The sequence below is a fragment of the Olivibacter sp. CPCC 100613 genome, from assembly GCF_036959255.1.
Lineage (GTDB): Bacteria > Bacteroidota > Bacteroidia > Sphingobacteriales > Sphingobacteriaceae > Olivibacter.
This window is the reverse complement of the sequence record NZ_JAWMTI010000001.1, coordinates 1,352,831-1,377,879: the sequence shown is the minus strand read 5'-3', so window position 1 is coordinate 1,377,879 and position 25,049 is coordinate 1,352,831. Positions and strand designations below refer to the sequence as shown.

Annotated in this window: 21 protein-coding genes; 11 read left to right on the top strand and 10 right to left on the bottom strand. The window is 42.8% G+C overall.

Translation table 11 applies throughout. From position 1 onward, the window contains the following. Nucleotides 1-17 precede the first annotated feature (17 nt). Together RYH73_RS05555 and RYH73_RS05550 are read left to right on the top strand one after the other, a co-directional pair. Nucleotides 18-941, top strand: coding sequence for a TIGR01777 family oxidoreductase (locus RYH73_RS05555; RefSeq protein WP_335312411.1), 924 nt, complete (start codon nucleotides 18-20; stop codon nucleotides 939-941). Beyond that, a complete protein-coding gene (locus RYH73_RS05550; RefSeq protein ID WP_335312410.1) occupies nucleotides 934-2,247 on the top strand; it encodes a cryptochrome/photolyase family protein in 1,314 nt (437 codons plus the stop codon). The genes RYH73_RS05555 and RYH73_RS05550 overlap by 8 nt, the downstream gene beginning before the upstream one ends. Here the strand turns inward: RYH73_RS05550 and RYH73_RS05545 are convergent. The 10 genes from RYH73_RS05545 to RYH73_RS05500 form a co-directional block, all read right to left on the bottom strand. Next, entirely contained in the window at nucleotides 2,244-3,179 is a 936-nt protein-coding gene (locus RYH73_RS05545; RefSeq protein ID WP_335312409.1) for an FKBP-type peptidyl-prolyl cis-trans isomerase, read from the bottom strand. The two genes, RYH73_RS05550 and RYH73_RS05545, sit on opposite strands and share 4 nt — an antisense overlap. Before the next feature lie 35 nt (nucleotides 3,180-3,214). Then, the gene (locus tag RYH73_RS05540; protein ID WP_335312408.1) at nucleotides 3,215-3,823 is read right to left on the bottom strand and encodes an FKBP-type peptidyl-prolyl cis-trans isomerase; all 609 of its coding nucleotides are present in this window, start codon (nucleotides 3,821-3,823) and stop codon (nucleotides 3,215-3,217) included. 369 nt (nucleotides 3,824-4,192) lie between these two features. Continuing rightward, nucleotides 4,193-5,764, bottom strand: a complete 1,572-nt coding sequence (locus tag RYH73_RS05535) for a DHA2 family efflux MFS transporter permease subunit (RefSeq protein WP_335312407.1) — start codon at nucleotides 5,762-5,764, stop codon at nucleotides 4,193-4,195. A 74-nt stretch (nucleotides 5,765-5,838) separates the two neighbouring features. After that, nucleotides 5,839-6,951, bottom strand: coding sequence for an HlyD family secretion protein (locus tag RYH73_RS05530; protein WP_335312406.1), 1,113 nt, complete (start codon nucleotides 6,949-6,951; stop codon nucleotides 5,839-5,841). A 39-nt stretch (nucleotides 6,952-6,990) separates the two neighbouring features. Beyond that, nucleotides 6,991-8,331: a TolC family protein gene (locus RYH73_RS05525; protein WP_335312405.1), complete on the bottom strand. Its 1,341-nt coding sequence runs from the start codon at nucleotides 8,329-8,331 to the stop codon at nucleotides 6,991-6,993. Next, nucleotides 8,324-8,980, bottom strand: a complete 657-nt coding sequence (locus RYH73_RS05520) for a TetR/AcrR family transcriptional regulator (RefSeq protein ID WP_335312404.1) — start codon at nucleotides 8,978-8,980, stop codon at nucleotides 8,324-8,326. The genes RYH73_RS05525 and RYH73_RS05520 overlap by 8 nt, the downstream gene beginning before the upstream one ends. 298 nt (nucleotides 8,981-9,278) lie before the next feature. Further along, nucleotides 9,279-9,884 carry an RDD family protein gene (locus tag RYH73_RS05515; RefSeq protein ID WP_335312403.1) on the bottom strand — a complete coding sequence of 202 codons (606 nt, stop codon included), beginning with the start codon at nucleotides 9,882-9,884 and terminating at the stop codon, nucleotides 9,279-9,281. A 117-nt stretch (nucleotides 9,885-10,001) separates the two neighbouring features. Continuing rightward, nucleotides 10,002-10,955, bottom strand: a complete 954-nt coding sequence (locus RYH73_RS05510; RefSeq protein ID WP_335312402.1) for a LiaF transmembrane domain-containing protein — start codon at nucleotides 10,953-10,955, stop codon at nucleotides 10,002-10,004. A 93-nt stretch (nucleotides 10,956-11,048) separates the two neighbouring features. Beyond that, entirely contained in the window at nucleotides 11,049-11,606 is a 558-nt protein-coding gene (locus tag RYH73_RS05505) for a PspC domain-containing protein (RefSeq protein WP_335312401.1), read from the bottom strand. A 67-nt stretch (nucleotides 11,607-11,673) separates the two neighbouring features. Beyond that, the gene (locus tag RYH73_RS05500) at nucleotides 11,674-12,381 is read right to left on the bottom strand and encodes an SDR family oxidoreductase (protein WP_335312400.1); all 708 of its coding nucleotides are present in this window, start codon (nucleotides 12,379-12,381) and stop codon (nucleotides 11,674-11,676) included. 165 nt (nucleotides 12,382-12,546) lie between these two features. Here RYH73_RS05500 and RYH73_RS05495 point away from each other — a divergent pair, with 165 nt between their 5' ends. The 9 genes from RYH73_RS05495 to RYH73_RS05455 all read left to right on the top strand — a co-directional run bounded on the left by RYH73_RS05495 (nucleotide 12,547) and on the right by RYH73_RS05455 (nucleotide 24,970). Continuing rightward, complete coding sequence (locus tag RYH73_RS05495; protein WP_335312399.1) at nucleotides 12,547-13,281, top strand: MlaE family ABC transporter permease; 735 nt, start codon at nucleotides 12,547-12,549, stop codon at nucleotides 13,279-13,281. A gap of 64 nt (nucleotides 13,282-13,345) precedes the next feature. After that, a complete protein-coding gene (locus RYH73_RS05490; protein WP_335312398.1) occupies nucleotides 13,346-14,098 on the top strand; it encodes an ABC transporter ATP-binding protein in 753 nt (250 codons plus the stop codon). Between the two features lie 126 nt (nucleotides 14,099-14,224). Beyond that, nucleotides 14,225-15,118 carry a class I SAM-dependent methyltransferase gene (locus tag RYH73_RS05485; protein WP_335312397.1) on the top strand — a complete coding sequence of 298 codons (894 nt, stop codon included), beginning with the start codon at nucleotides 14,225-14,227 and terminating at the stop codon, nucleotides 15,116-15,118. A 274-nt stretch (nucleotides 15,119-15,392) separates the two neighbouring features. Further along, the gene (locus RYH73_RS05480) at nucleotides 15,393-16,040 is read left to right on the top strand and encodes a DUF6266 family protein (protein WP_335312396.1); all 648 of its coding nucleotides are present in this window, start codon (nucleotides 15,393-15,395) and stop codon (nucleotides 16,038-16,040) included. Nucleotides 16,041-16,523: 483 nt separating this feature from the next. Further along, entirely contained in the window at nucleotides 16,524-17,105 is a 582-nt protein-coding gene (locus tag RYH73_RS05475) for an RNA polymerase sigma factor (RefSeq protein WP_335312395.1), read from the top strand. A gap of 93 nt (nucleotides 17,106-17,198) precedes the next feature. Continuing rightward, the gene (locus tag RYH73_RS05470) at nucleotides 17,199-18,194 is read left to right on the top strand and encodes a FecR family protein (protein ID WP_335312394.1); all 996 of its coding nucleotides are present in this window, start codon (nucleotides 17,199-17,201) and stop codon (nucleotides 18,192-18,194) included. Nucleotides 18,195-18,363: 169 nt separating this feature from the next. Continuing rightward, on the top strand, nucleotides 18,364-21,795 hold the full coding sequence (locus RYH73_RS05465) for a TonB-dependent receptor (protein ID WP_335312393.1): 3,432 nt from the start codon (nucleotides 18,364-18,366) through the stop codon (nucleotides 21,793-21,795). 3 nt (nucleotides 21,796-21,798) lie between these two features. Continuing rightward, nucleotides 21,799-23,466 carry a RagB/SusD family nutrient uptake outer membrane protein gene (locus tag RYH73_RS05460; protein WP_335312392.1) on the top strand — a complete coding sequence of 556 codons (1,668 nt, stop codon included), beginning with the start codon at nucleotides 21,799-21,801 and terminating at the stop codon, nucleotides 23,464-23,466. A gap of 1 nt (nucleotide 23,467) precedes the next feature. After that, a complete protein-coding gene (locus tag RYH73_RS05455) occupies nucleotides 23,468-24,970 on the top strand; it encodes a Gfo/Idh/MocA family protein (protein WP_335312391.1) in 1,503 nt (500 codons plus the stop codon). The last annotated feature ends 79 nt before the right edge of the window (nucleotides 24,971-25,049 follow it).

Genomic DNA, 25,049 nt, shown 5'->3' with positions numbered 1-25,049 from the left:
CGTTTAACACCACACACATGAAGAGAATATTAATCACCGGAGCCTCAGGGATGGTCGGTGAACATTTAACAGAAGCACTTATAAAAAAGGGTTATACCGTTAACGCCCTTGTCCGCAAGCTGCGCCCCGATACCGAGCAAGTAAAATACTTTGCCTGGGATGTAGAAAAGGGTACGATCGATAAAACCTGTATTGAAGAAGTGGATGCTATTGTTCACCTTGCCGGTGAAAATATAGGAAAAAAACCTTGGAGCAAGCATATACGAACTAAAATTCTGAAGAGCCGAACCGACAGTATCGCGCTTATTTATAAATTATTACAAACTGCCGATCATCAAATAACACAGGTTGTGTCCGCCTCGGGAACGGGATATTACGGAAACAAGCGAGACGAAGTATTGAATGAAGACCGGGTACCTGCAGACGATTTTTTGGGTCAAACTTGTTTTGCATGGGAAATGGCTGTTGCTAAAGGCCGGTCACTCGGGCTGCGTACCATCTCTTTACGATGCGGTGTTATATTCGCCAAAGAAGGTGGTGCTTTACCTAAATTGGCAGCACCCATTAAACTGGGATTGGGTGCTACCCTGGGAAACGGAAAGCAGTATATCCCCTGGATTCATCTCGAAGATGCCGTCAACATGTATGTTTACGCATTGGAGCACCCTGGTTTACAAGGGGTTTACAATATGGTAGCGCCTGAGCCGGTTACCAATAAACAATTAAATCGACAGCTTGCAAAGACATTGGGTAAACCACTATGGCTGCCTCCTGTTCCTGCTTTCGTGTTGCGGTCCATCATGGGAAAAATGAGTGAGCTATTACTGGACAGCACCAAGGTTTCGCCCGATAAGATCATCAATGCAGGTTTTCACTTTGCATATCCGACAGTCGAAACAGCTTTAGCGAATATTTTTGAAAAAGAGCAAAAGGATGCATAAGCAAATAGGCACCTGCATTTTCTGGTTCAGACGCGATCTACGTTTACGGGATAACCATGCGCTTTATGAGGCGCTGCGAAGCGGTCACCACGTTCAGCCTGTCTTTATCTTTGACCGCACGATTTTATCGAAATTGGAAGACAAGGACGATGCCCGTGTTTCCTTTATTCATCAAGAATTGTCAAGTATCCATCTCCGTCTGGGACAACAGCAGGCCGCTATTGCCTTTTATCATGACGAGCCGCTCAAAGCTTGGAAGGAAATCGTAAAAACATTTAATCCGATAGCCGTTTATTTCAATCACGATTATGAACCCTATGCACGAAAGCGGGACAAAGAAATCCGTGATTTTCTTAAACAAGGTCAGGTTGCGGTTTATAGCTTCAAAGATCAGGTCATCTTCGAAAAAGAAGACATATTGAAAAATAATGACGAAGCATATACGGTATTTACCCCTTATAAAAATTGTTGGTTAGCGCAATTAGCATCATCCGTTCTAAAAAACTACCCAAGCGAAGATCATTTACAATCACTTTCAACATGCCAACAAACGATGCCTAGTCTACAAGACCTGGGCTTTACGGCTACAAAACAGCCTTTCCCGAGCAAGCGTTATAAGAAAGTAATCGCTGATTATCACGACACACGGGATAACCCTTCGGATGAACAAGGTACGAGTCGCCTAAGCGTGCATCTACGCTTTGGCACGGTCAGCATCCGTACACTCGTACAGGAAGCACGCAAGGCAAAAGAAAAAACGTGGTTGAATGAGTTGATTTGGCGTGAGTTTTACATGATGATCCTATGGCACTTTCCACAGACGGTGGGCAAGGCCTTTAAACCGGCCTATGATCGGATTCAATGGCAAAATAAAGAAACTGAATTTGACGCTTGGTGCCAAGGGAAAACAGGTTATCCGCTCGTCGATGCCGGCATGCGGCAATTGAATGAAACAGGCTTTATGCATAATCGGGTTCGCATGGTGGCGGCCAGTTTTTTGTGCAAACATTTATTGATCGACTGGCGTTGGGGGGAGGCTTATTTTGCGCGGAAATTACAGGATTACGAGCAGAGTAGTAATATTGGCAACTGGCAATGGGCCGCCGGGTCGGGCAACGACGCAGCGCCCTATTTTCGGATATTTAACCCCGAATTGCAGCTAAAAAAATTTGATCCCAAGCTCGTTTATGCAAGACGCTGGATACCCGAATTGGATGATCCGTTTAAGTATCCGAGCCCCATCGTAGAACATAAAAAAGCCCGCGAGCGGGCTTTGGAAGTATATAAAAATGCTTTACGAGATTAGTTATCCTTCACAGTAACATCAAATTCCATGGAACTAAATGGAACCGAGCCTCCTGCAAGTCCATATGCAGAACTTGAAGGTGTGAAGAAATGAACCTGTCCACCTTTTTTTATTTTAGGAATGATTTCCTGCCATGACTTGACTAAATTCTTCAATGTATAATTTGTCGAATCAGATTCGTCTACCGTTGCACCATTAAGAAGTTTTGCCGAATAAACAAAGGTGGATATTGAATCAATCGAAATAGAGTCGCCCTCTCCCTGTTTCTTTATGTTATAGTATATGCCACTTTCAGTCCTCTCATAATCCGAGGTGTCTAATCCTGCTGTTTCCATTTGCTTTCGTATAGACAAGTCTTCGTAAGCTGGCATGCTGGCACTATCAATAACTCGAATCACATAATCCATGGAAGCATTGGGTGGGATCCCTAAATCTGTATTTCCGTTACGTCCGTAAGACAGTAAACGTGAAGGAATAAGTACCCTTATCTGACCATCAGTTTTCTTTAACATGGTTCGAATCGCCATCTTTAATCCCTCCTCTTTTTCTATCTGTCCCTGGTAATTTGGATTACTGGCAATAGCAGATCCTTGGGGTGAAGCTCCTAAGAAGTATCCCAAATAATCAAAATAACGGCTGGCAGTAGCAAAAGTATCCGTTACGCTGTAAACGCCATCCAACGAACGTACCGTATATACCAAGGCGTACTGTCCGGTATAGTCAATATCATTTCCCTTTCCTTCTTCCAGTATTTGATAATACATACCCGTATTACCCAAAGGCTGAACAGACAGGTTATTCGCTTGTATATAGGCTTCAATGCTAGCGGCATCCAGTTCCTCAATACTTTCATACTCTTGTTTCTTACAGGCCGCAAAAAGGCTGATGCCCAACAAACTTAAAAGGGATATTCTTTTGATAGAAAGGTTCATTTATGCTTTATCTCTTGTATCTAAATATATGTGAATCAATTCTTTTGCATTGTTTTGGGCTTATCTGCATCGGTGATATCCAACACCTCCAGTTCATAATCCAGTGGCGAATTCTCTTTGACAATACCATAGGGACGGTCTTGATAAGCATAAACGGAAGGGGTGATGAGTCTGATTTTAGCACCAACACGTAAACCACCTTCCAACAATCCGCCAACACTTTTCGGATAGAAGGCTATTTTCCAAGCCAGAATCCGCCCCGTATCGGTTTCCGACGTTAATAGCGGCCTAAAAGGAATTGAATCCAAACTGGTATTCTCTTCAAAAATAGTACTATCCAACATACGTGCTGTATATTTTACCCGGATCAGTTTGTTTTTCAGCTGTTCTTTATTCGTTGCCGAATCAATGGCCAGGTAATCAACTTGTGTATTTCCCGAATCACGGAGGACATACCAAATACCCGTCTCCTGATGAAGTTTTGCAGAATCGGATAAATGATGAGCAGTAATGTAAGAGGCGATCAAAGGAGCTTCTCGCTCCAATACCAGTTGCTGATCGTACACATAAACATCTTCCTTATCACAAGAAACCGTGATAAGCCCTACTAGAATAAAGAAGATGAGGGTGTAGAGTCTGCCCATAAATTCAATACAATGCTAATTGCAAAGTTATTGAATTAATTGGTTAAATGCATGTATTAACATTTTTTAACATTGATGTAAGCATTAGTTCTAGGTGATCGGCTTTAGGTAGCAGGTAGGGCTTCACTTTTAACCTATAGATGAAGGTGTTTATAGTGAAAGAACATGTATTTTAACTTCTTTCTTTGCTTCTCTTCTTTCGCGGACCTTCCCGTTAGGGAAAGCTTGAATGCTTTTAAAACTAACTAATGATGAAAAAAGTTGATTAAGAAAAACGTTTCTTTTTTTAAAAAGCGAAACACCTGCCGCAAAAGGCGAGCGCCATTCAACACCCGCCTTTTAATTTTTTAATTTTGACTTTTTAATTTCTTAGTGCACATTCGACATATCCATTTTAGCCTTTGCATTTTTCAACATCAAGATAAAGGGTACACAAATCAAGAACATGATACCAATATATAGGAATACGTCCATATAAGAAAGTACCGAGGCCTGGTTCATCAAAGAGCCATCCATCGCGCTCATTGCGGCGGCCTTCGCTTGATTAGGCGCCATACCATGGTGCAGAAAATTATTCACCATACCCTGGTACTTCTGTTGAAACAGCGGATTGTTCGGATTGATATGCTCAATCAAGTTATTACGGTGCAAGGCATTCTGTCGGGTCATAAACGTCGTAATCAAAGCAATACCGAAAGAACCGCCCAGCTGCCGCATCATACCCGTAAAGGCTGCACCCTGTCCAATTTGCGGACCTTTCAGCGTTGAAAGCGATAAGGTACTGACCGGAATGAATAACATACTCATGGCCAAACCGCGTAGCATCAACATCCAAAAGAAATTACCTTCTCCTGTATCCGGTGTTAGGATTCGGAAACCCCAGAAGCAGAACATGAAGAAAAGAAACATACCTGCTGCAGCCAGGTATTTTTGTTTGACACCACGCTGTAAAACCTGTCCGATAATAGGCATCATAAAGGCCGTTACCAAAGAAGAGGGCACCATCAGTAAACCCGCTTGATAGGCTGTCCAACCCAAATTATTTTGTGTATACAGGGGGATGATAAACGTTGATCCGTATAAACCAAATCCCATAATAAAGGAAAGGATGGTACCTACCCGTAAATTGGCGTCTTTCAATACCCGCAATTCGACAATCGGGTTTTTCGCCGTCAGCTCACGCCAGATAAAGAGATAAATACAGGCTACACAAAGTACTGAGAAGGCCAGTATCATGCTGTTATTGAACCAATCTTCTTCCTGCCCACGCTCCAATACAAACTGCAATGAACCGACAGCCCCTGCCAGAAATACGATACCCCACCAGTCGATTTCACTTGCTGATCGCTTTTCACCATACTTCGGACTTTTTACAAATTTGAGCGTTAGCATGGTAGCGATAACACCGATCGGGATGTTAATATAAAAGATGTACGGCCAGCTGTAGTTCTCCACAATATACCCACCAAGCGGTGGCCCTAAGGTAGGCCCTACAATAACTCCCAAACCATACAAAGCCTGCGCCATGCTTCTCTTTTCAATTGGATAAACTTCCGTAATAATGGTCTGCGAGGTTACCAACAAGGCACCACCACCTACACCCTGTAGAAAACGAAACAGAATAAGTTCCCACATGGCGGTTGCATTTCCGCAGAGAAATGAACAGACGGTAAAAAGAATCACGGAGGCGGCAAAATAATTGCGCCGGCCGAATTGTTGCGAAAAGAAACTTGTTAAAGGCACCACGATCACATTACCGATGGCATATGCCGTGATCACCCAACCAATTTCACTCAGGGTAGCCCCCATATTACCGCGCATTTCATTCAGCGCTACGTTGATGATTGTTGTATCCACAATCTCCAAAAGCGCACATAAAATGGCCGTTATGGTGATAATTGCCCGTCGCCAACCATATTCAACTAAAGAATTTTGTTCCATATAATTATAAGCTTTTAGCTGTTAGGTATTTGTAACTAGTACGTTGATGGCTAAAAACCACGAACAGCTACTACCTAATTCAGATGCACGTCTACCAACACATTCATACCCGTACGGATTTTTTGAATCAACTCTGGACTTTGCCCTTCATTAAAATCAATCCTTACCGGAATGCGCTGTACCACTTTCACAAAGTTACCGGAGGCATTGTCCGGTGGTAACAATGATTGTGCAGCACCTGTTGCAGGAGAAAAAGAAGCGATCACTCCTTCTAAAGTGGAATCAGGATAGGCATCTACTTTTATAGATACTTTCTGCCCTGTCTTCATTTTAGTAAGTTGTGTTTCCTTAAAATTGGCGATTACCCACTTCTCGGTTATTGGAACAACATTGAATAACGATTGTCCTGCTCCCAGGAATTGTCCCGGCTGCAAATTCACTTTCCCCACTTGGCCATCAATTGCGGCGGTAATTACGGTATAGGAAACGTTTAACTGCGCGGCCTCTACTTCCGCTTCCCGTTGTTTAATGGTTGCTTCGGCAACCGATGCTTGCCCTGCACTGACCGATTTCTGTGTACCTACCGCTGCGGCTTGCCTTGCAGCCGATTGCTTCTGTGTTTGCAACACATCCAGTTGTCTTTGCGCTAACTGCTTGGTAGCTAATGCTTCTTCATACTGCTGTTGCGTGATGCTATGATCTTTAATCAGGTTTTCGTAACGTTTGAAATCGTTCTCTGCTCGCCAAAGGTTAACTTTTGCCGACTCAATCTGTGCCTCCACCGTGTTTACGTTTACTTGTGAAGTACTGATATTGGCTTGCGCTACTTGAATGCCGGCACCCGCTACATGTGCATTGCTTTGGGCACTGGTCAATGCCGCCTCTGCTTGGGCCAAACTGACTTGGTAATCGCGGTCGTCCAGAATAACTAAGGTATCCCCTTTATGCACAATTTGATTATCGCTTACACGAACTTCTTTAATATAGCCGGACACCCGAGGAATAACCGGACTGATGGTAGACACGATTTGTGCGTCGTCCGTTTCCTCATGTTTTTGACCGTGTAAATACTTAATTACACCATAGGTTCCTCCTACAAGAATGAGAAGAACAAAAACAATTGCAAAACCTTTATTCCCGGATTTTTTTTCGGGTTCTTTTGCCGTAGTTTGATTATTGGTTTCCATATTTTATTGTTAATACCTTTTAAAATCTCTTTTATTCGTTTATTCTCCTACGCTTACACCAGCGCTTTCATATAATTTGTTATAAGCGACAACCGCATCGGCCTTTGCATATTCGTAATCAATACCTGCTTGCAAACGAGCTACATCAGCATCAAGTAAATCGGTGGTAGTTGCCAAACTATTATCGTATTTATTTTTTGTAATGCGATAGTTCTCGTTCGCCTGCTCTACGGCCTTTTCATATACTTGAATTTTTTTCAGGCTTTGTGTATAATCCTGATAAGCTTTATGAATCTCAATCCGGATATCGTCTTTCAATTGCTCCTGATTCCACACCAATTGTTCTTCTTGTGCTTTAGCCTGTTTAACTTTCGCTCCCGCTTTGTAAAGCGAAGCCAAATTATAGCTTAACCCGACACCGGCATTTAAGGCATTGGTAATGGTAAGGGCATGAGGTACATTCACACCTACATAACCAGCCGACACAGCGAAAGAAGGATAATAGGATCCTTTTGCAACTTTAACATTGGCATGCGCTGCATCTTGGCGGCTCGAAAGTGCCTTAAAATCGGCACGACTATCCAAAGCCAACCCTTCCCAGTCGGCAAGTGACTTCACTTCCGGTTTAACCGATAAGCCTGTCGTGTCCAACACCAACCTCGTACTTTCGTCCAAACCGAGCATCAAATCAAAATTAAAATTGGTAATCTTCTCGTTGTTTTCCGCATTGAGTAATGCCAATTCCACATTGCTTTCCTGTAATTGAACTTTCAATAAATCGTTCCGAGCGATCAAGCCATTTGCTTCCATATTGGTAAAATCTTTTACGCGCTGTTTGGAAGTGTTCAGGTTCTCGGTCACCAATTTAACCGCTGCTTGTGCTTTATATAAATTGTAATAAGCAGCAATCGTATTTTGTATCACCTCCTGCCTATTGCGTTCAGCATCCAACGCTGTCGCTTTTTCCAAATACTTCGCAGAAGCGATACCGTTGGTAACCTTTCCTCCCGCGAAAATCGGTAAGCTGGCAGTCGCCATCCCAAACATGGCCTGACTAACGTTCGGCATTTCACTGCCACCCGATCCCTCTTCCGAATCGCCCTGCAATTTGAAATCTACATTCGGCTTATTGACCCGCATGTATTGCCCGGAAATATCAATATCAGGCAAACGGTTATCCTTTGCTTCTTGCACGGAAGCCAAGGCTTGTTTTACCTTACTATCGCTCACTTTGAGTTCTTTACTATTTTCCAAGCTTAAATCAATTGCTTGTTGTAAAGTGAGTGTTTTTTGTTCCTGTGCAAATACCGTATTGCTCCCTATAACAAGCAAGCAACACCCTACTAAAAGTTTATTCACTTTATTTATTATATTATCCATTTTTGCTCTTATCTATTAATTCCGGTTGGGTCAAGTAAGCAATGAACATTTGCTTGAGGTGACTTCTCAATATGTCTATTTTTTTCTGTTGAAAATTCTCCGCCTCGGCACCTTCCAACTTGGCATTTTGTGCTTCATAGCGGCAATTAGCTAACATTTGATTCACACTTCCTATGAGTACAGAGGATAAAAAGAATACGTTCACATCTTTTCGGAAAACCCCGAGCCGTTGTCCCGCTTTTACCGCGCGTTCCATTAGCTTTCTATTTTTGGTTTTCATCTCAAAAATCATATCAAATAACGGTCCTTCCTGTAGAACGCTGGCCTCCCGGGTCATTAGCCGATTGAATCGTTGCCTACTGTATAGGGTATTGATAAACACATCGATTATCTGTTCTACCTTTTCAAAAGCCGTACTATCTTTTTCATAAAGAATGCTCTCCAATTTGCCCGTAATAAACGTAAAGTGTTTTTTAAAAAGGGCCTCCAGCAATTTTTCTTTCGATCCGAAGTAATAGGATACCATCGCTATATTTACTTCCGCTGCATGTGCAATATCACGGATGGAGGTTTTATCATATCCCTTCTCGGAAAAGAGTTGAAGGGCCGTATCCATGATCAAAAGTTGCTTCTCACTATATTCAATCATCCAATTAATGAATTAACGGACGCAAAGTTAAACAAACGTTTAATTCAAACAAACGTTTAACTCATATGATAACAAAAATTTAATCAAAAAATAATATAATGGATTAAATAACAGATCGTTACATATTGTCTGTTTTATGTAAAACGATTTTGAACCATTGAGTAGAGGACGTGTTGAGTAAAGAACTTGTTAAGGTGTTGAAATAGTTGAGCAGTGATTTATTCATGTTACGATTCCTTCATGCGATAATTAGCTAAGGCTCACAACCGGCAACTCGCAATCGGCAATCTGCACTGACCTAGATCAATCGCCCTTTAACGACCAATGTATGGGCTAATTTGTCATGGAAACACTGTTGCTTCCGATCCATAAAGCCGAATAAATAACTCAGACCTAAGGTCAGTAAGCCCGTAATTTTCGCTAGGTTTCTCCACAATGCTCTTCCAAAGCCAATGGGGTTGCCTTTGGTATCAGTCACTTTAATTTGCAATAAGAGTTTTCCCGGTGAAGCATTTTTTGCAGACCCCTCCCCCACAACGCACATCATGAATTTGCATAGAGGAACAACCAGTAATCCGAAGAGGAGAAAAGTCCACTGCTCCTGCTTATCCTCTGCTTTCATCACAATCGCCAAAGCGAAGCAGCAGTAAATCAGAAAAGAAAAAAAATAATCGATAGCGGCGGCTAAAAGGCGGACGTCAAGAGTCGCGAAGTACTGCGGTAGTGTTCGCTCAAAACGGACTCCTAAGGTCGCACTTAGGTCTGGAATTTCGCGCAATTCCTTATAATCGTCCCAGCCTTCTTCTTTGATAAAATCGGTACCTGCCAAGTGCATCTCTTTTAATGCGGCTAAAGAAAAAGGACCAAGTGGTTTACCGTTTTGTATAATATAGTATGTCGTCAAAGTAAAAAGTAAAAATTGAAAACGTAAAGACCCTTCTCAACGTAATCATAATCCATAATGCGTAAAAATAGTAGCCACTGACACGAAGAACCAATAACGAGTAACGAACAACTAAATCTAATATCTTTTTACCGAAAATGAGCTAAGTCCACCCTTTAAATCAATCAAATATTTATTTCCTGCCTGTTCAAAACCTTCCGTTACATAAGACCCATCGTTCTGTTTAATAAATCCGGGAAATTCCTTAGAAGATAATCCGGACTTCACATCAATCCGGGCAGCGGCTTCCTTGGGAATTTCTATTTCTACGCTTGCTACACCTGACTCCGCATCAATGATCGACTCGCCAATCGGCATACCCAGCTTTGTCTCAAAGGAAGCAGCTCCTCCTTTTAGCGTAAGACGTTCGATTTTATAACGACTTAAATCAAAATCGACGGCTCCTGCTCCCACGTCGACACGAATTGTCCAAAGTGGGTTAGTATTAAGAGACATGCTGACCTCATTATCCCCGTCGCCGTCCATATTCCAGTTCTTTTTTTTGACATCTTTCATTCGAAAGAAAAGTTCGGCCACCGAGTCCTTGGTTGTGGTTTGAAGAACATGGCCAGCAAAAACGCCACGCGCATGGGCGCTGAATAGTTCCGCTGCCTCGCCATTCATTTTGTATTCGACCGCACCACCTTTAATTTCGAGACGGGCACGTCGGATCCCTGCATTATAAGGGCTTGAGAAATCGGCATTTTTGACTTCACCGCTATGATCTTTTTCGTCCAAATGCTCTTCCGAATCGCCCCGATCTTCAAAACGGGTGTACCCACCCCAGGTCTCACTCGGTTTGGACACCTGAAAACCAATAAAAATCAAAACGGCAATGGTTGCGACCACTGAGACGGCATTACCAACACCATGTTTCGGCAATAAAAGATTGACGCCCAAGATGATCAAAAAAACCGGCCAAAAACGCCACAAGCTCGACCAATAAAATGAAATAACTCCCGCATTGCTTAAAAGCCACATGACGCCGACAAACAGCAATACCAATCCCCAATTTAATCTTTCTCTATTCATATTCAAATATCTTAACGGTCGACACCTAGGAGCACGACCCATTGCTCCGATTCATTATTAAATGCACACATGGCCTGCTCCATAATTAAACAATTACAAAGGTTTTTCAGCCTCTGTATCGTCAGGCTCACTTTCTTCATTAGGTGTTTCGCTTGACCTATTCCCTTTTTTCAACTTAAACGAGCTAAAAATAGTTACAAGTCCACCCACAACAAGAATAAGCGGCCAGTATTTAATCAGTTCCTCCCACGTAATAAAATCCAGCTGTAACAGCAAAAAGAAGCAACCAATAAGCAGCAATGCGAAGCCAACCGATGTCCTTTCCCGTTGTTTCCTCCGTTCCATGTGTCGAAATACATCTTCGCCACCTACGTTATAAGTTTTTTCGGTATGCGGACGATTATAGGGTTCCTGAAATCCTGGAAAAACATAGGGTTTACGAGGGACAACAATCCATATAATTACATAGGCTATAGGTCCTATCAAACCAATTCCAGCGGTACTAAACAATAGGCTAAGCACGAAAATCACCCGGACCCAAGCTTTATCAATGCCCAAGTACTCCCCTAAGCCGGCACAAACACCGCCAAGCATACCCTCCTGTTCATTTCTCCTAAGTTCCTTTTCCATGGTAACAAGCTTTACTTTCATTCCGGCAATGCGTTTTTAGTTGCTATCCTTCATTAACTAATTATCACATTCGTTATTCAACAAGCAACTAAATATTCAAATCAAGCGGCCGAATGAAGATCTCATCCACATTAGCTCCTTTGCTCATGCTTAAGCAGCTTATTACGGCCTGCGCAATATCTTCAGCTGCTACAAACTTCTCAGGAGGGATATCTACCCCCTCCCAGGATGCGGTATACGTGGAGCCGGGAATAATTTCGGTCACCTTAACTCCATAACTTCCAAGCTCTTGCCTTAATATAGCTGTTAGACCATGTACGGCATATTTTGTTACACTGTAAGAAGCGGCTTTTACGAATGGAGATTTACCGGCCACCGATCCCAGGTTGAAAAGATGTCCCGACTTCCGTTGACACATTTTCTTACCAAAATAAACGGACAAATAATGGGTGCATAAAACATTCACTGCCAAATGATCTGCTAAAGCTTCGGGTGGTTCCTCCAAAAAGCTTCCGGGGATAAATAAGCCGACATTATTCACCAATACATCCAGATCAGGAAAAAGGGCATCCGTCTGTTGCGCCAGCGCTTGCACTTGCTTTTGATCCTTGCAATCCGCCGCCCGGTAATGAATCATTTGATTCGGATATTGGGATTGAAGCGTTGCTTGCAGGTTCAGCAGATCGCTTTCTGTTCTAGCAGCTAGCAGCATATGATAACCTTCCTTTGCCAAGGCATAAGCAATGCTCTTTCCGATTCCTTTAGTAGCACCGGTGATAAGCGCGCATTTATTCATGATCGTTAAGAATTTTTAATGTTAATGGTTAACCACAGGCATTTCGCCCAAACAAATATATCAAATTGCTGTTTCTATTTCTGTTTAGCCAGCCGAATCGCTAAATTGCATATGAATGCAATTTTATCTAAGTTTGGTGATAATAATAATTTCTGAGACGCATATATGTTTTTTACAAGCTTCGGCAAATATCTTTTACTGTTAAAATCAGTTTTCAAAAAACCTGAAAAAGCAAGTATTTACTGGAAAGAAATTATGCATGAGATGAACAGCATCGGTGTAGGATCGCTGGGCCTCATCGCCATTATTTCTACATTTATCGGAGCGGTTATGACCATGCAAATTGCCTTCCAATTGGTGTCCGATCTTATTCCGAATTCCATTATCGGTCAAATTAACCGTGACTCGAGTATATTGGAGTTAAGCCCCACCATTTCAGCACTTGTGTTAGCTGGGAAGGTAGGCTCGTCCATCTCTTCTCAAATCGGTTCCATGCGTGTTACCGAACAGATAGACGCCTTGGAAATTATGGGCATCAACGCTCCCGGTTACCTCATTCTCCCCAAAATATTAGCAGGAATCACGATGGTGCCGATGTTGGTTATATTGTCTATCTTTCTGGCCCTGAGCGGGGGCTTGATCGGTGGAGCCCTATCCGGTGCGGTAACACCAGCGGATTATATTATGGGTATTACAGGTGATTTTAATGGATATACCGTAACCGTAGCGCTTGTGAAAGCATTTGTTTTTGGTTTTGTTATTACATCCGTAGCCGCCTATCACGGTTTCTACGTAAAGGGAGGCGCATTGGAAGTTGGGCAAGCAAGTACGAAAAGTGTGGTTGTCAGTTGTATCATGATCTTGGTTACCGATTATGTAATTACTGCATTGATGCTTTAACGGCTATCGGCTTTATATTGGGCGTAAAACAGTAAACGAAAAACTGATCGTTAATAGCTAAGACATGATCGAAGTACAAGATATATATAAGTCATTTGGTAGCAACGATGTGCTCAAGGGCATATCCGCCAACTTTGAACCTGGTAAGATAAGTTTAATCATCGGCGGTTCCGGTTCGGGAAAGAGCACCTTACTCAAATGCATGGTTGGTTTACACGAACCAAATAAGGGTAAAGTGCTTTATCAGGATCAAGATTTTACACGGATGAATTTCGAAGAACGTATTCCGATCCGTAAGGAAATCGGCATGCTTTTTCAGAATTCGGCCCTATTTGATTCCATGACGGTAGAAGAGAACATCACCTTCCCCTTGCAGATGTTCAGCGATATGAGTAGAAAAGAACGAGTCGAGCGTGCCAACTTCTGTTTGGAACGGGTTAATCTGGAAGGACGGAACAAACTCTTTCCGGCCGAACTTTCCGGCGGTATGAAAAAAAGAGTTGGTATTGCCCGTGCCATTGCCATGACACCTAAATATCTTTTCTGTGATGAGCCGAATTCAGGGCTGGACCCACGTACCTCTATTGTGATTGACGAGTTGATTCAAGATATTACCGAGGAATACAATACCACAACCGTTGTTGTAACACATGACATGAATTCCGTCATGGGCATTGGCCAATATATTCTTTTCTTATACCAAGGAGAAAAGAAATGGGAAGGATCTAATAAAGAAATCGCACACACGGATGTGGAGGAGCTGAACGATTTTGTTTTTGCCAGTCCATTCATGAAAATAGCCAAAGAAAAGTTTTAATAAAGAAGACACCTATCGGTTATCAACCAACCGTAGAATAAGCCCGGCCGGCCAACAGCCAATACGAACAACGAATAACACGTAAGCAATTAACAAAATCGCTATCTTTGTCAAAAATTTGACGCTTTGACAAAAACATCCAACATTCAGCTTTTATCCCCCCAATATTGGAAAGATTACGAATTGATCGATTCCGGAAATTTCGAAAAATTGGAACGTTTCGGCGAGTTAATCTTGATTCGTCCGGAACCACAGGCCGTCTGGCCCAAAGCATTAAATGAAGATGAGTGGAACCGGCGTCATCACATTCGGTTCAAAGGCCGCTCTGCAACGACGGGAGACTGGTTAAAAAAAAATCCTAAAACGCCTGACAGATGGCATATTTCTTATAAAAATCCAGATGTGGAAATAAAATTCCGTTTAGGACTGACTTCCTTCAAACATGTTGGCATATTTCCTGAACAAGCTGTGAATTGGGACTACATCTCTTCAACAATCAAATCCTTCAAAACACCGAAACCAAAAATTTTAAATCTCTTTGCCTATACCGGCGGTGCTTCTTTGATCGCGCAAGCAGCCGGTGCAGATACTACGCATGTCGATTCCATTAAACAGGTGGTGACTTGGGCAAATGAGAATCAGGAATTATCCGGATTAAATAATATTCGCTGGGTAGTAGAAGACGCGCTAAAATTCGTAAAGCGCGAATTGAAAAGAGGAAATAAATACAACGGTGTTATTTTAGACCCACCAGCTTATGGTCATGGGCCGAAGGGAGAAAAATGGAAGCTGGAGGACCATATTACGGAGATGATGATGGATGTGGTCAAGCTACTCGACCCGAAAGAACATTTTCTAATCCTAAATACCTACTCCTTAGGCTTTTCTTCCGTTATTGTAGAAAACCTAATCAGAAGCGCTTTCCCCGCAGTCAAAAATTTGGAAACAGGGGAGCTATTTCTCCAAGCGACCTCCGGGAACAAGCTTCCCTTAGGCGTATTCGGAAAATTCAGGAGTTAATAAGCTAAGTGGACCCCTGATAAACTTTTTTCTTTAACAATTAACGCGGCTTATACTAGTCAGGGCGTTGACTTATACTTAATAATACTATTCATTCGAGTTTTATTAGGAGATTATTCGGACCTTGTTCGGACTTTATTCGGATAAAAGAAAACAAAATCCTATTTTTTTCCTAATTTTAAAAGAATATTCTCTATCTTAGAAAGACAAATGGTATAGCTGCATTCGCTAGCGATTGATACCACATTTATGAACTTTTAAATTATGACCTGCCATGGGGAGAGTAACCAATGGGGCCAATGGTCCAATTTCAGGAAAAGTAGGTAGTGTGGTTTTTTGCAAGTGGAAGGGGATTGACTATGTCCGCGGATTGCCACGCATCAACAAAAATCGAAAGCCTACCAAATCGCAAGCCAAACAACGCAGCAAATTCAGCTTCATGCAAGAAAGGTTAAAGCCAATTGTCCCGCTTGTCCGTCTCGGTTTTATGAACTATGCGAATAATAAGACAGGTCATAACTCAGCTATGTCATATAACCTGAAAGAAGCTGTTTTAGAAACAGAGGATGGTTATAAACTGGATTACGAAAGATTCTGCTTTAGCAAAGGCATTTTACCTCCGCCTGAAAATGTTCAGGTAGAGGTAAATGATAAAAAATTATCTATTAACTGGAAGAACACATCGATAGATTCAAAAATTAACCGGAACCGGACCATGCTGCTGTTGTATCCGGAAGACATACGCATTTCTACAGAAGCAAAACAATTTGGAAATTGTAGGTTTGAACTGCATGACGAGATCGAACTACCTTCTGAGCTTAGAGCCGGTGCGAAATTTCATCTTTATTTATCATTTTTTGCTACTGACGGCAGTAACAACAGTTCAGACAGTGTATATGCCGGTGTGATAGAAATTCCGTAATTTCATCTGTTTAATTTTTTTCTTCAATAGCGATAAAGCCCTGTCTACTGTAAGCATGGTTTAATCTTTCCATTGAGGGATTTCGCTTTTAAAAAAGAACATTTTTGGTAGAACGGAGGGTCTTTACGTTTAACCGAACGTGTTAATTAGCTTCGCGCTATAGCCCTGTGTGTGGGAAGAACGGCCTTGGAGGATACCGGATAACATTATTCGATCAGATGATTCTCTTTTGTTACTATTCATGGTAACAAGATTCCCTTTTATACGTCTTAATGATCATGGAACACAACGAAAGCCCAAAAAAGAACAAATTCATTATCTGGCTTAAGCGACTCGGCTTCTGGGGTTTTCTATTCTTCTTATTGAAAGGGATTATTTGGCTAATATTAGGCTATTGGGTGCTCAAGCAATAGAAAAACCAGGTATTTTTTAGTTTTTACATTTTTATGCTTACTATTGTTTTGAACAAACCTAATGCATGCCATGATTCATTCACACGAAGAGGAAAAAGATTTAATTCTTCTTATTAAGGGTGGAAATGAAATTGCTTTTCGACAAATTTATGATCGCTATCGGACAAAAATCGTCAGTTTTGCTTGTCGATTTCTGAAAAATGAAGAAGACGCGGAAGAAATCATGCAGGAAACCTTCATCCGGTTTTGGCAAGCAAGGGATAAATTGGATCACAGCTTTACTGCAGCACCGCTTTTGTTTACGATTTCCCGTCGACTGGTATTGAATGAATTGCGGAAAATTGCCAAATCAGAGAAAGCCATTGCGCAACTTTCGAAAAAAACAGAAGAACTAGATCAGCTTTCCCAAGATATCATGGTGGCAAAGGAAATTGACGAAAAATCGAAAGAAGCCCTCAACTATCTCTCCCCACAACAGAAAGTCATCTTTTGTCTCAGTCGGTACGAAGGATTAAGTCATGACCAAATTGCCGAACAGTTACACATCTCCCCCAATACCGTCAATAATCACTTGGTCGAAAGTCTCAAAAAAATTCGAAAACACTTGTTAAGGTACGGTTTGATCCACTTTTTTATTCTTTTCCACCATTAATCGAAAAAAATTTCTTCAAGACCTAGTTATTCGCTCCCATTTTGGTGTATTGATTTATAAAGAGTCCTCGAAAGACTTTTAAAAACACCATTTATGGAGCAAGCACGCCTACAGGAATTATTGGAAAAATTAGCAGATAATCGCATTACAGCCGAGGAGCTAACGATTCTCATGCAGGCCATTCGAACTGACGCGCGGGGCAAGGAATTGGATTCGATGCTGGAACAATTTCAAGAGCTGCCGGTCACTCCACACCTCGACGACCAGGAGCAGGCAGACAAAAGTTATCAGAAGATTACTTCAGATAAACGATTTAAGGAATCAAGTAAACAAAAAAAGACTTATTTAGGCTGGGCGGCAGCCTGCATTGCCCTGTTGTTAATCGGCACCCTCCTCCTTTACGGGCCGTCTATGCAGCATAAACCATTTAGAAGCACGCTTGCGACCACCTGGACTGCCCCTTTAGGTGAACAACGACAAATTGAATTGCCGGACGGCACATCCGTTTGGTTAAATGCCGGCAGCAAATTGCATATTGCGGGCGACTATAACGCGCGTGATCGCCGCGTGCTATTAACCGGTGAGGCTTATTTTGACGTTCAATCCGACAAACAAAAACCATTCATGGTAGAAACCGGTCCCCTTGTTACGAAAGTATTGGGAACAGCTTTCAACATTAACACCTTCGATGCCGAGCACATTGCCGTTACCGTCCAAAAAGGATCAATAGCTGTGCAAAAACAAGCTGAAACCATCTCTTTGTTAAGGAAGAACCAGCAATTGGTATATAATATACACACGAATGATAAGCAACTACATGAAGTAAAAGCCCATGCAATCATCGCTTGGATTCATCAGCGATTACGTTTTGATAATGTAAGTATGGCAAATGCAGGAAAAACACTGGAACGATGGAGCAATAAAACTTTTATCTACCGTAATAAAGCAATCCGAGACTGTCATTTCACCGTCTCCTTCCATGAGGGAGAAAATCTGAGGGAAATGTTAAACGTCATCAGTGCCCTGAACAACTTTAAATATGAAATAAAAAACGATACCGTTTACTTCGACGGCGATGGTTGTGAATAAAATGGATAACCAAAATTGAAAAAAATGATGAAAAAAATATACCCTCCCTAAAAAACGGAAGTCACGTTGGCGGCAACCAACATGACTTCACTTGATAAAAGGGATTCTTGTAGCAATCCCTTCCTTATTAAACCCAATCTTAACGAGATAAGCTTAATGATGCGAAATTATGAAATTTAAACCAACCTATCTCATTTTTATTATGAGAACAGCCAGTCTTATAACCTTTTTGATACTTTTTTCTTTTGGCCTGTTGCTCGCCGAAAAGACGAAAGGCCAATCCATTTATAAGGACTATATTTCCTTTTCACACCGAGGCTCCCTAGAAAGCGCTCTTCTAAAGATCGAATCGCTCAGCGACTATCGATTTGCCTATAAAGCTAAAGAGGTCAAAACCTATTCGTCGGTATCGATAGCACCCGCTAAACGCTCAGTTGCCGATATTTTGGATCTATTGTTAAAAGGCACTAAACTATCCTACCAGCAACAGGGAGATTATATTCTACTAAAAGTAAGGCAAAACAATTTACCAAAGTCGGTCGATGATCAACCAAGCATTCCAATCAAAGGAAAAGTACTTGATGAGGCAAAACAAGCTTTAGTCGGTGTCTCTATCAAAGTGAAGGGTACGACTATAAGTACACGTACCGATGAAAACGGAACCTTTCGCATAGGTGCGCCTCTTCAGGCTGTTCTGTCTATTAGCTACCTCGGGTACGAATCACGCGAGGTGGTGGTCGAATCCGGGCAAGACCTCCACATTGTGCTCCAATCAACAGAAGCCGCCTTAGACGAAGTTGTAGTAGTTGGCTATGGTACCCAGCGGAAGCGCGATTTAACCGGTGCTGTTGGCCAGGTAAGTGGGACCGACCTTCGTAGCATGCCGATTCGAAATGCAACGGAGGCCATTCAAGGTCAAACGGCAGGTGTCCAAGTCACTTCCACAGGTGGCAGCCCAGGTACTCCTCCCGCTGTACGTATTCGTGGAATAGGTACAGTAAACGATAATAATCCGCTCTATGTCGTAGATGGCCTTCCACAAAACGATATTGGATGGCTTAATCCGAATGATATCGTCTCCATTGAAGTATTAAAAGATGCTTCCGCCACGGCTATTTATGGCTCAAGAGCTGCCAATGGTGTTATCATGGTTACAACCGCAAAGGGTAATCAAGAAGGTGATCAATTAAGCAGTCAAATTTCATTGGATAGTTACCTCGGTATACAAAATCCGGTAAAAACGTACGATATGATGAACGCTGCCGAGTTTATGGATTACAAAAACCTGGCAAATAGCAATGCAGGCCTGGACCCCTATTTTTCAGCACAAAATAAAGCAGATGTATTGCAGTTTCTCCGCGCCAATACCGGAAGTGAAGAAGGCACTAATTGGTGGAAGGAGATCAATCATAAAAATGCCCTGGTACAAAACCATGATATTGCTATATCCGGTGGTGTTAAAGATTTAGCGTATCGAACCAGCTTAAGCTACATGAATCAAGAGGGTATTATCAATGGGTCAGACTATGACCGTTTGTCTTGGCGAACCAATTTTAATCATAATTTACGCAGCTGGCTGAAGCTTTCAGGCAACATTGGACTTATCAATGAGGGTAGGGGCAATGTGCTTGAAAACAGTCCCGGCTTCAATACGGCATTTATTGCTTTTGTTGCTGATCCAATATCGCCCGTATACCGTACAAATCTAGTGGATGTTCCTGATTTTTTACGACCAGGCCTATTCCTTGATCGTATTGATCAGAACAATCCGTGGTCATTTTACAGTCCCATTTTAATGACGAACAAAGAGAATCCCGTTGTGCAGACGGAAATATACAAGAATAATCGATGGAAGGGAACAGCCATCAAAGGAGGTGGATCAATTGACATACAACCTGTTAGTTGGCTGAAACTCCGAAGCAACTTCGGAGTAGACTTAACCAGAGGAAGTTCGGATTATTTTTCACCGAAGTACTATTTAGATGGTGATCAATTCAATGTGGATGCGACGGTAAGTAAATCCAATTCGAAAACGGATTACTATGTATGGGAGAACACAGCCACGTTTGATAAACAATTGGGCGATCACCATTTAACTTTCTTAGTCGGTACCTCGGCCGAGCAATGGAAAAGTGAATCTTCCAGTGCTTCAAAACAGGGATTGGTATCGAATGACCCCAGCCAGTGGATCATTGATGCCGGCACCATTAATCCGCAAGCATCCGGTACCAAATGGGAAATGGCACTCAATTCATACTTTAGTCGTCTCTTTTACGCATACAAAGATCGTTATATGATCACCGCGAATTTTCGTTACGATGGTTCCTCCAATTTTGGAGAGGACAAAAAGTGGGGTGCTTTTCCCTCTGTTTCTGCGGGATGGAACTTTGCGGAGGAGGATTTTGCCAAGCAATGGTCGTGGCTCAATTTAGGGAAGCTTCGGGTAAGTTGGGGAAAGATAGGTAACCAAAACATCAGTCGAGGTGCTTATCTAACCACTTTTTCGGGCAATATGGGCTATTATCTATTCGGCCCACGCAATCCACAGTTAATCGGTGGGAGTAATTACATCGGAAATGCCGGTATAAAATGGGAGCAAACAGAACAACTGGACATCGGTTTGGATTTGGCTTTCTTGAACAATAAGCTGAACCTGACAATAGATGCCTATCGTAAAACTACCGATGGTATGTTACTGAATGTTCCTTTGCCAGCTTACCTCGGCTTTCCGAATAGTCCCTGGTCCAACGCAGGCGGTGTCCGAAATAGTGGCTTAGAACTCGATCTGTCCTACCATAATAAAATTGGTGATTTCGGCTATTCCATTGCAGCAAACGCCTCCACGTTTAAAAACAAGGTGCTCAGTTTAGGCGGAGGTGAACCCATTACAGGCGGGGGTTGGATCAGTTACACTACCACACTAACGGAAGAAGGTATGCCGATTGGTTATTTCTATGGTTTCAAGACAAACGGTATCTTCCAGTCACAACAAGAAGCAGACGACTATATTCAAGAAGGTGCCCGTCCTGGAGATTTACGCTTTGTGGATGTAAACGGTGATGGCATCATCAATAATGCAGACCGCACCAACTTGGGCGATCCCTTTCCTGATCTGACCTATGGCCTCCGTTTGGGGGCAGATTATAAGCATTTCGATTTTCAACTCCTCATGCAAGGTACCTTAGGCAATAAGATCATGAATATCGCCAAGATCGACATGAAGTCAGGGGTTGGTTGGTATAATGCGCCAAAAGAGCTATTATCCGAAGCTTGGTCGCCAAATAACCCAAGCAATACACAATTTGCCATTAATGCCTCCAATCAGAACAACCTACAAATATCTGACTGGCTAGTTGAAAACGGATCCTATCTGCGGGTAAAAAGTGTGCAACTCGGCTATACATTACCGGCCGACTGGCTCGCAAAAGCTAAGATTCAACGGATCCGGGTATGGGCAGGAGCCTATAATCTCTTCACGTTTACTTCCTATTCGGGGCTCGATCCCGAGATCGGGAGCGGCTCTCCGTTGAGTATGGGGGTAGATCAAGGTTACTACCCACAAGCAAAATCATTTATGTTCGGAATCAACGCAAACTTCTAGAAAATGACAAGAACGATAACTTATTTAGTAATGCTAGCTGTTTTAAGCTTTATTACCGCCTGTAAGCGCGACTTTTTGGAAAGAGACCCATATGGAGTGCTAGATGAAACGGATTATTTCAAGACGGATGGTGCCGGATTGAAGTTGGTGACCGGTTGCTACCAGCCAATGTTAGATGGCTGGGGTTATACCATCAATAAAGTGGCGATTGGCGATGAAAGTGTTGATAATGCGGATGCCGGTGGTTCGGACCCAGGTGATCGTCCGCAAACAACGGAAGTAGGGCGCGGTCGTCCACTCTCTTCCAATCCGTTATTATTTGAAACTTGGAGTAATCGCTATCTCGGAATCGGAAAATGCAATATTGCACTCGACGCACTCAAACGTGAAGGCGGTAATTTAGTCGAAAACGGAGCACCGCTTCCGAGTGAAGCGCTCGCCCGTTATTTTGCGGAGATAAAATTTCTACGCGCTTGGTATTATTTTGATTTGATCACGGTATTTAAGGAAGTTCCCCTGCTTACCAGCGTTGAAGATCCAGCTACGCGAAAAGGGAAAGCCCGTATTGAGGAACTCAGGAATCAGTTGTATACCGATTTAGATGAGGCCCTTGCCGAACCGAATTTCCCAAGAGCTTCCGAACTCCCGACAAGTGAAACCGGGCGAGCTACCAAAGATGCGGCATATACACTTAAAGCCCGGGCCGCGCTCTTTTTTGCCGGATTAATGGAACAAGGTAAAATGGAAGGGGATGCCCAGGGAGAATATTTAATCGCAAAAGAAATGGCGGGTGAGGTCGTTCAGCATGGGCAGCTCAGTTTACTACCCGACTTTCAAGATCTCTTTCGGGGCGACTATCAAATAGGGCCATTCTCGAAGGAGTGCATTTTTGGGGTATTGCGAAAATTTGATCCTGCTTTTAATTTAACGGGTGATCCCTTTGCCATCATGAATGCAGGAAGGAATAATGTCGGCGGCTGGGGTGGCGATACACCCACGCGCGATTTGGCCGCTGCATTTGATGCAGCCGATCCACGTAAGATGTTTACGATCATAAGTCATAATGATACTTTCAAAGCCACCAGTGGCGGCGAAGAAGTGCATAACTACCGCGGCTATTTCAATGATTATAATTTACAGCAGAATCGCAAGGCATTTGTACCGCAAGCCTATCGGCAGCAGAACGATTTGCAGCGCAGTAATTGGCAACCCTATTGGATCCGATATTCAGAAGTATTGCTCATTTATGCAGAAGCAATTATACGGACCAATGGCAGCCGTACAGATGCCTTAAACTATCTGAATCAGGTACGTCATCGTGCTTACGTTACAACGTCAAAAATGGATGAATCTGCTATTTATCGTCTTTTCGCAGCGGGTTTAAAAACCATGGATGAAGAGACCTTTACAAGTGACTATGCGATAAAGGCTTCCGATGATATCTTACGAGCCATTAAACAGGAGCGCCGTTTCGAATTAGCCTTAGAAGGATTCCGATTATACGATCTGATACGTTGGGGAGAATATGCCAGCACGATGAAGGCTTTTTACGAAAAATACGGTTTTGCCGATAAAGGTCGTGATGCCAGTGAAAACAGTTGGCCCTTCCCTATACCTCAAATTGAAATTGATCGCTCTAATGGGGCATTGGTACAAAATAATAATTATTAATATGGACTTAGCAAGAAGAAAATTTATAAAAGAGAGTACAGCCCTGGCAGGATTTACCATTGTATCCAGTCATGTTTTAGGTAAAACTTTGGGACACATTGCCCCTAGCGATAAACTGAATATTGCCGGTATAGGTGTTGGCGGTATGGGGCGCCGCAACTTGGCCAATATGAACACCGAAAACATTGTCGCCCTTTGTGATGTAGATTGGAAATATGCGCAAAAAACCTTTCAAGATTACCCCAAAGCGAAACAATATAAAGATTGGCGGAAGCTCTTCGACGAGATGGGGCAATCAATCGACGCCGTTATGGTAGCAACCCCCGATCACAACCATGCCGTTATCACTGCCCATGCCATCACCTTGGGAAAACACTGCTATACCCAAAAACCCCTTAGCCATTCGGTATATGAATCGCGTCTTTTGACCAAACTTGCTGCAAAGTATAAAGTGGCCACACAGATGGGTAACCAAGGCAATTCCTTTGATTGGTGCCGTCAGATCGCCGAATGGATTCAATCCGATACCATTGGGGAGGTTGAAGAAGTACACTGTTGGACCAATCGTCCCATTTGGCCACAAGGATTGATGCAACCTCATGATACGATGGCCGCTCCGGAAACACTTTCTTGGGATCTCTTCCTTGGACCCGCTGCTACACGGCCCTATCACAGTGTTTATACGCCTTGGAATTGGAGAGGCTGGTGGGATTTTGGCACCGGGGCTTTGGGGGATATGGCCTGTCACATCATGGATCCCATTTATTGGGCTCTGGATTTAAAGTATCCCATCAAAGTCAATGGCAGTTCAACACTAAGCAACTTATATTCACCACCTCATGCACAAATGGTTCAGTATACTTTTCCGGAACGAGCGAAAAAAAGAAAGGTAAAAATGCCGGAAGTAAAGGTTTACTGGTATGATGGCGGGCTAATGCCTGAAAGACCGGCCGAACTCAGTCCAGGTATGATGCTCGGCGATGAGAATGGCGGTATTCTCTTCATCGGCAAGAAAGGAAAGATCATGACCGGATGCTACGGTATGAATCCAACCCTTCTACCAGTAAGTGAAATGGCACATTTTGACCAGCCTGAGCCTTGGATTCCACGCGTTAAAGGTGGAAATGGTGACATCTGGAGTACGAACGCTCATGAGCAAGAATGGATCCGCGCAGCCAAAGAATCACCGGAAAACCGCACAGAAGCCGGTTCGCATTTTGGGTTCTCCGGACCATTTAATGAGATGGTGGTCATGGGGGTACTGGCAGTTCGGCTACAGGGTTTACACCGCGACCTGCTGTGGGATGGTGAGAACATGGCATTCACCAATATAGGAGATCAAGACAAAATCAAAATTGTTTCAGTAGATGAATTTAAAGTGGTAGATGGCGACCCACGGTTCGATCGCCGTTTTACGGAGTTCGGTGCGAAGTCAATTGCCGAGGAATGGATAAAACATACCTATCATAATGGATTCAAACTGCCCGACATGCCTGTCGGCTAAGGGGGCTTAATAACCTATTGAAAAGTTATCGCCTGTACCGTGGATCTATCATACGGTCGACGGTACAGGCCTTAAACAG

What these genes read in the sequence shown, in the direction of transcription:
- RYH73_RS05555 (WP_335312411.1), top strand. Translation starts at nt 18, where the DNA reads ATGAAGAGAATATTAATCACCGGAGCCTCAGGGATGGTCGGTGAACAT.
- RYH73_RS05550 (WP_335312410.1), top strand. Translation starts at nt 934, where the DNA reads ATGCATAAGCAAATAGGCACCTGCATTTTCTGGTTCAGACGCGATCTA.
- RYH73_RS05545 (WP_335312409.1), bottom strand. Translation starts at nt 3,179, where the DNA reads ATGAACCTTTCTATCAAAAGAATATCCCTTTTAAGTTTGTTGGGCATC.
- RYH73_RS05540 (WP_335312408.1), bottom strand. Translation starts at nt 3,823, where the DNA reads ATGGGCAGACTCTACACCCTCATCTTCTTTATTCTAGTAGGGCTTATC.
- RYH73_RS05535 (WP_335312407.1), bottom strand. Translation starts at nt 5,764, where the DNA reads ATGGAACAAAATTCTTTAGTTGAATATGGTTGGCGACGGGCAATTATC.
- RYH73_RS05530 (WP_335312406.1), bottom strand. Translation starts at nt 6,951, where the DNA reads ATGGAAACCAATAATCAAACTACGGCAAAAGAACCCGAAAAAAAATCC.
- RYH73_RS05525 (WP_335312405.1), bottom strand. Translation starts at nt 8,331, where the DNA reads ATGGATAATATAATAAATAAAGTGAATAAACTTTTAGTAGGGTGTTGC.
- RYH73_RS05520 (WP_335312404.1), bottom strand. Translation starts at nt 8,980, where the DNA reads ATGATTGAATATAGTGAGAAGCAACTTTTGATCATGGATACGGCCCTT.
- RYH73_RS05510 (WP_335312402.1), bottom strand. Translation starts at nt 10,955, where the DNA reads ATGAATAGAGAAAGATTAAATTGGGGATTGGTATTGCTGTTTGTCGGC.
- RYH73_RS05505 (WP_335312401.1), bottom strand. Translation starts at nt 11,606, where the DNA reads ATGAAAGTAAAGCTTGTTACCATGGAAAAGGAACTTAGGAGAAATGAA.
- RYH73_RS05500 (WP_335312400.1), bottom strand. Translation starts at nt 12,381, where the DNA reads ATGAATAAATGCGCGCTTATCACCGGTGCTACTAAAGGAATCGGAAAG.
- RYH73_RS05495 (WP_335312399.1), top strand. Translation starts at nt 12,547, where the DNA reads ATGTTTTTTACAAGCTTCGGCAAATATCTTTTACTGTTAAAATCAGTT.
- RYH73_RS05490 (WP_335312398.1), top strand. Translation starts at nt 13,346, where the DNA reads ATGATCGAAGTACAAGATATATATAAGTCATTTGGTAGCAACGATGTG.
- RYH73_RS05480 (WP_335312396.1), top strand. Translation starts at nt 15,393, where the DNA reads ATGGGGAGAGTAACCAATGGGGCCAATGGTCCAATTTCAGGAAAAGTA.
- RYH73_RS05475 (WP_335312395.1), top strand. Translation starts at nt 16,524, where the DNA reads ATGATTCATTCACACGAAGAGGAAAAAGATTTAATTCTTCTTATTAAG.
- RYH73_RS05470 (WP_335312394.1), top strand. Translation starts at nt 17,199, where the DNA reads ATGGAGCAAGCACGCCTACAGGAATTATTGGAAAAATTAGCAGATAAT.
- RYH73_RS05465 (WP_335312393.1), top strand. Translation starts at nt 18,364, where the DNA reads ATGAAATTTAAACCAACCTATCTCATTTTTATTATGAGAACAGCCAGT.
- RYH73_RS05460 (WP_335312392.1), top strand. Translation starts at nt 21,799, where the DNA reads ATGACAAGAACGATAACTTATTTAGTAATGCTAGCTGTTTTAAGCTTT.
- RYH73_RS05455 (WP_335312391.1), top strand. Translation starts at nt 23,468, where the DNA reads ATGGACTTAGCAAGAAGAAAATTTATAAAAGAGAGTACAGCCCTGGCA.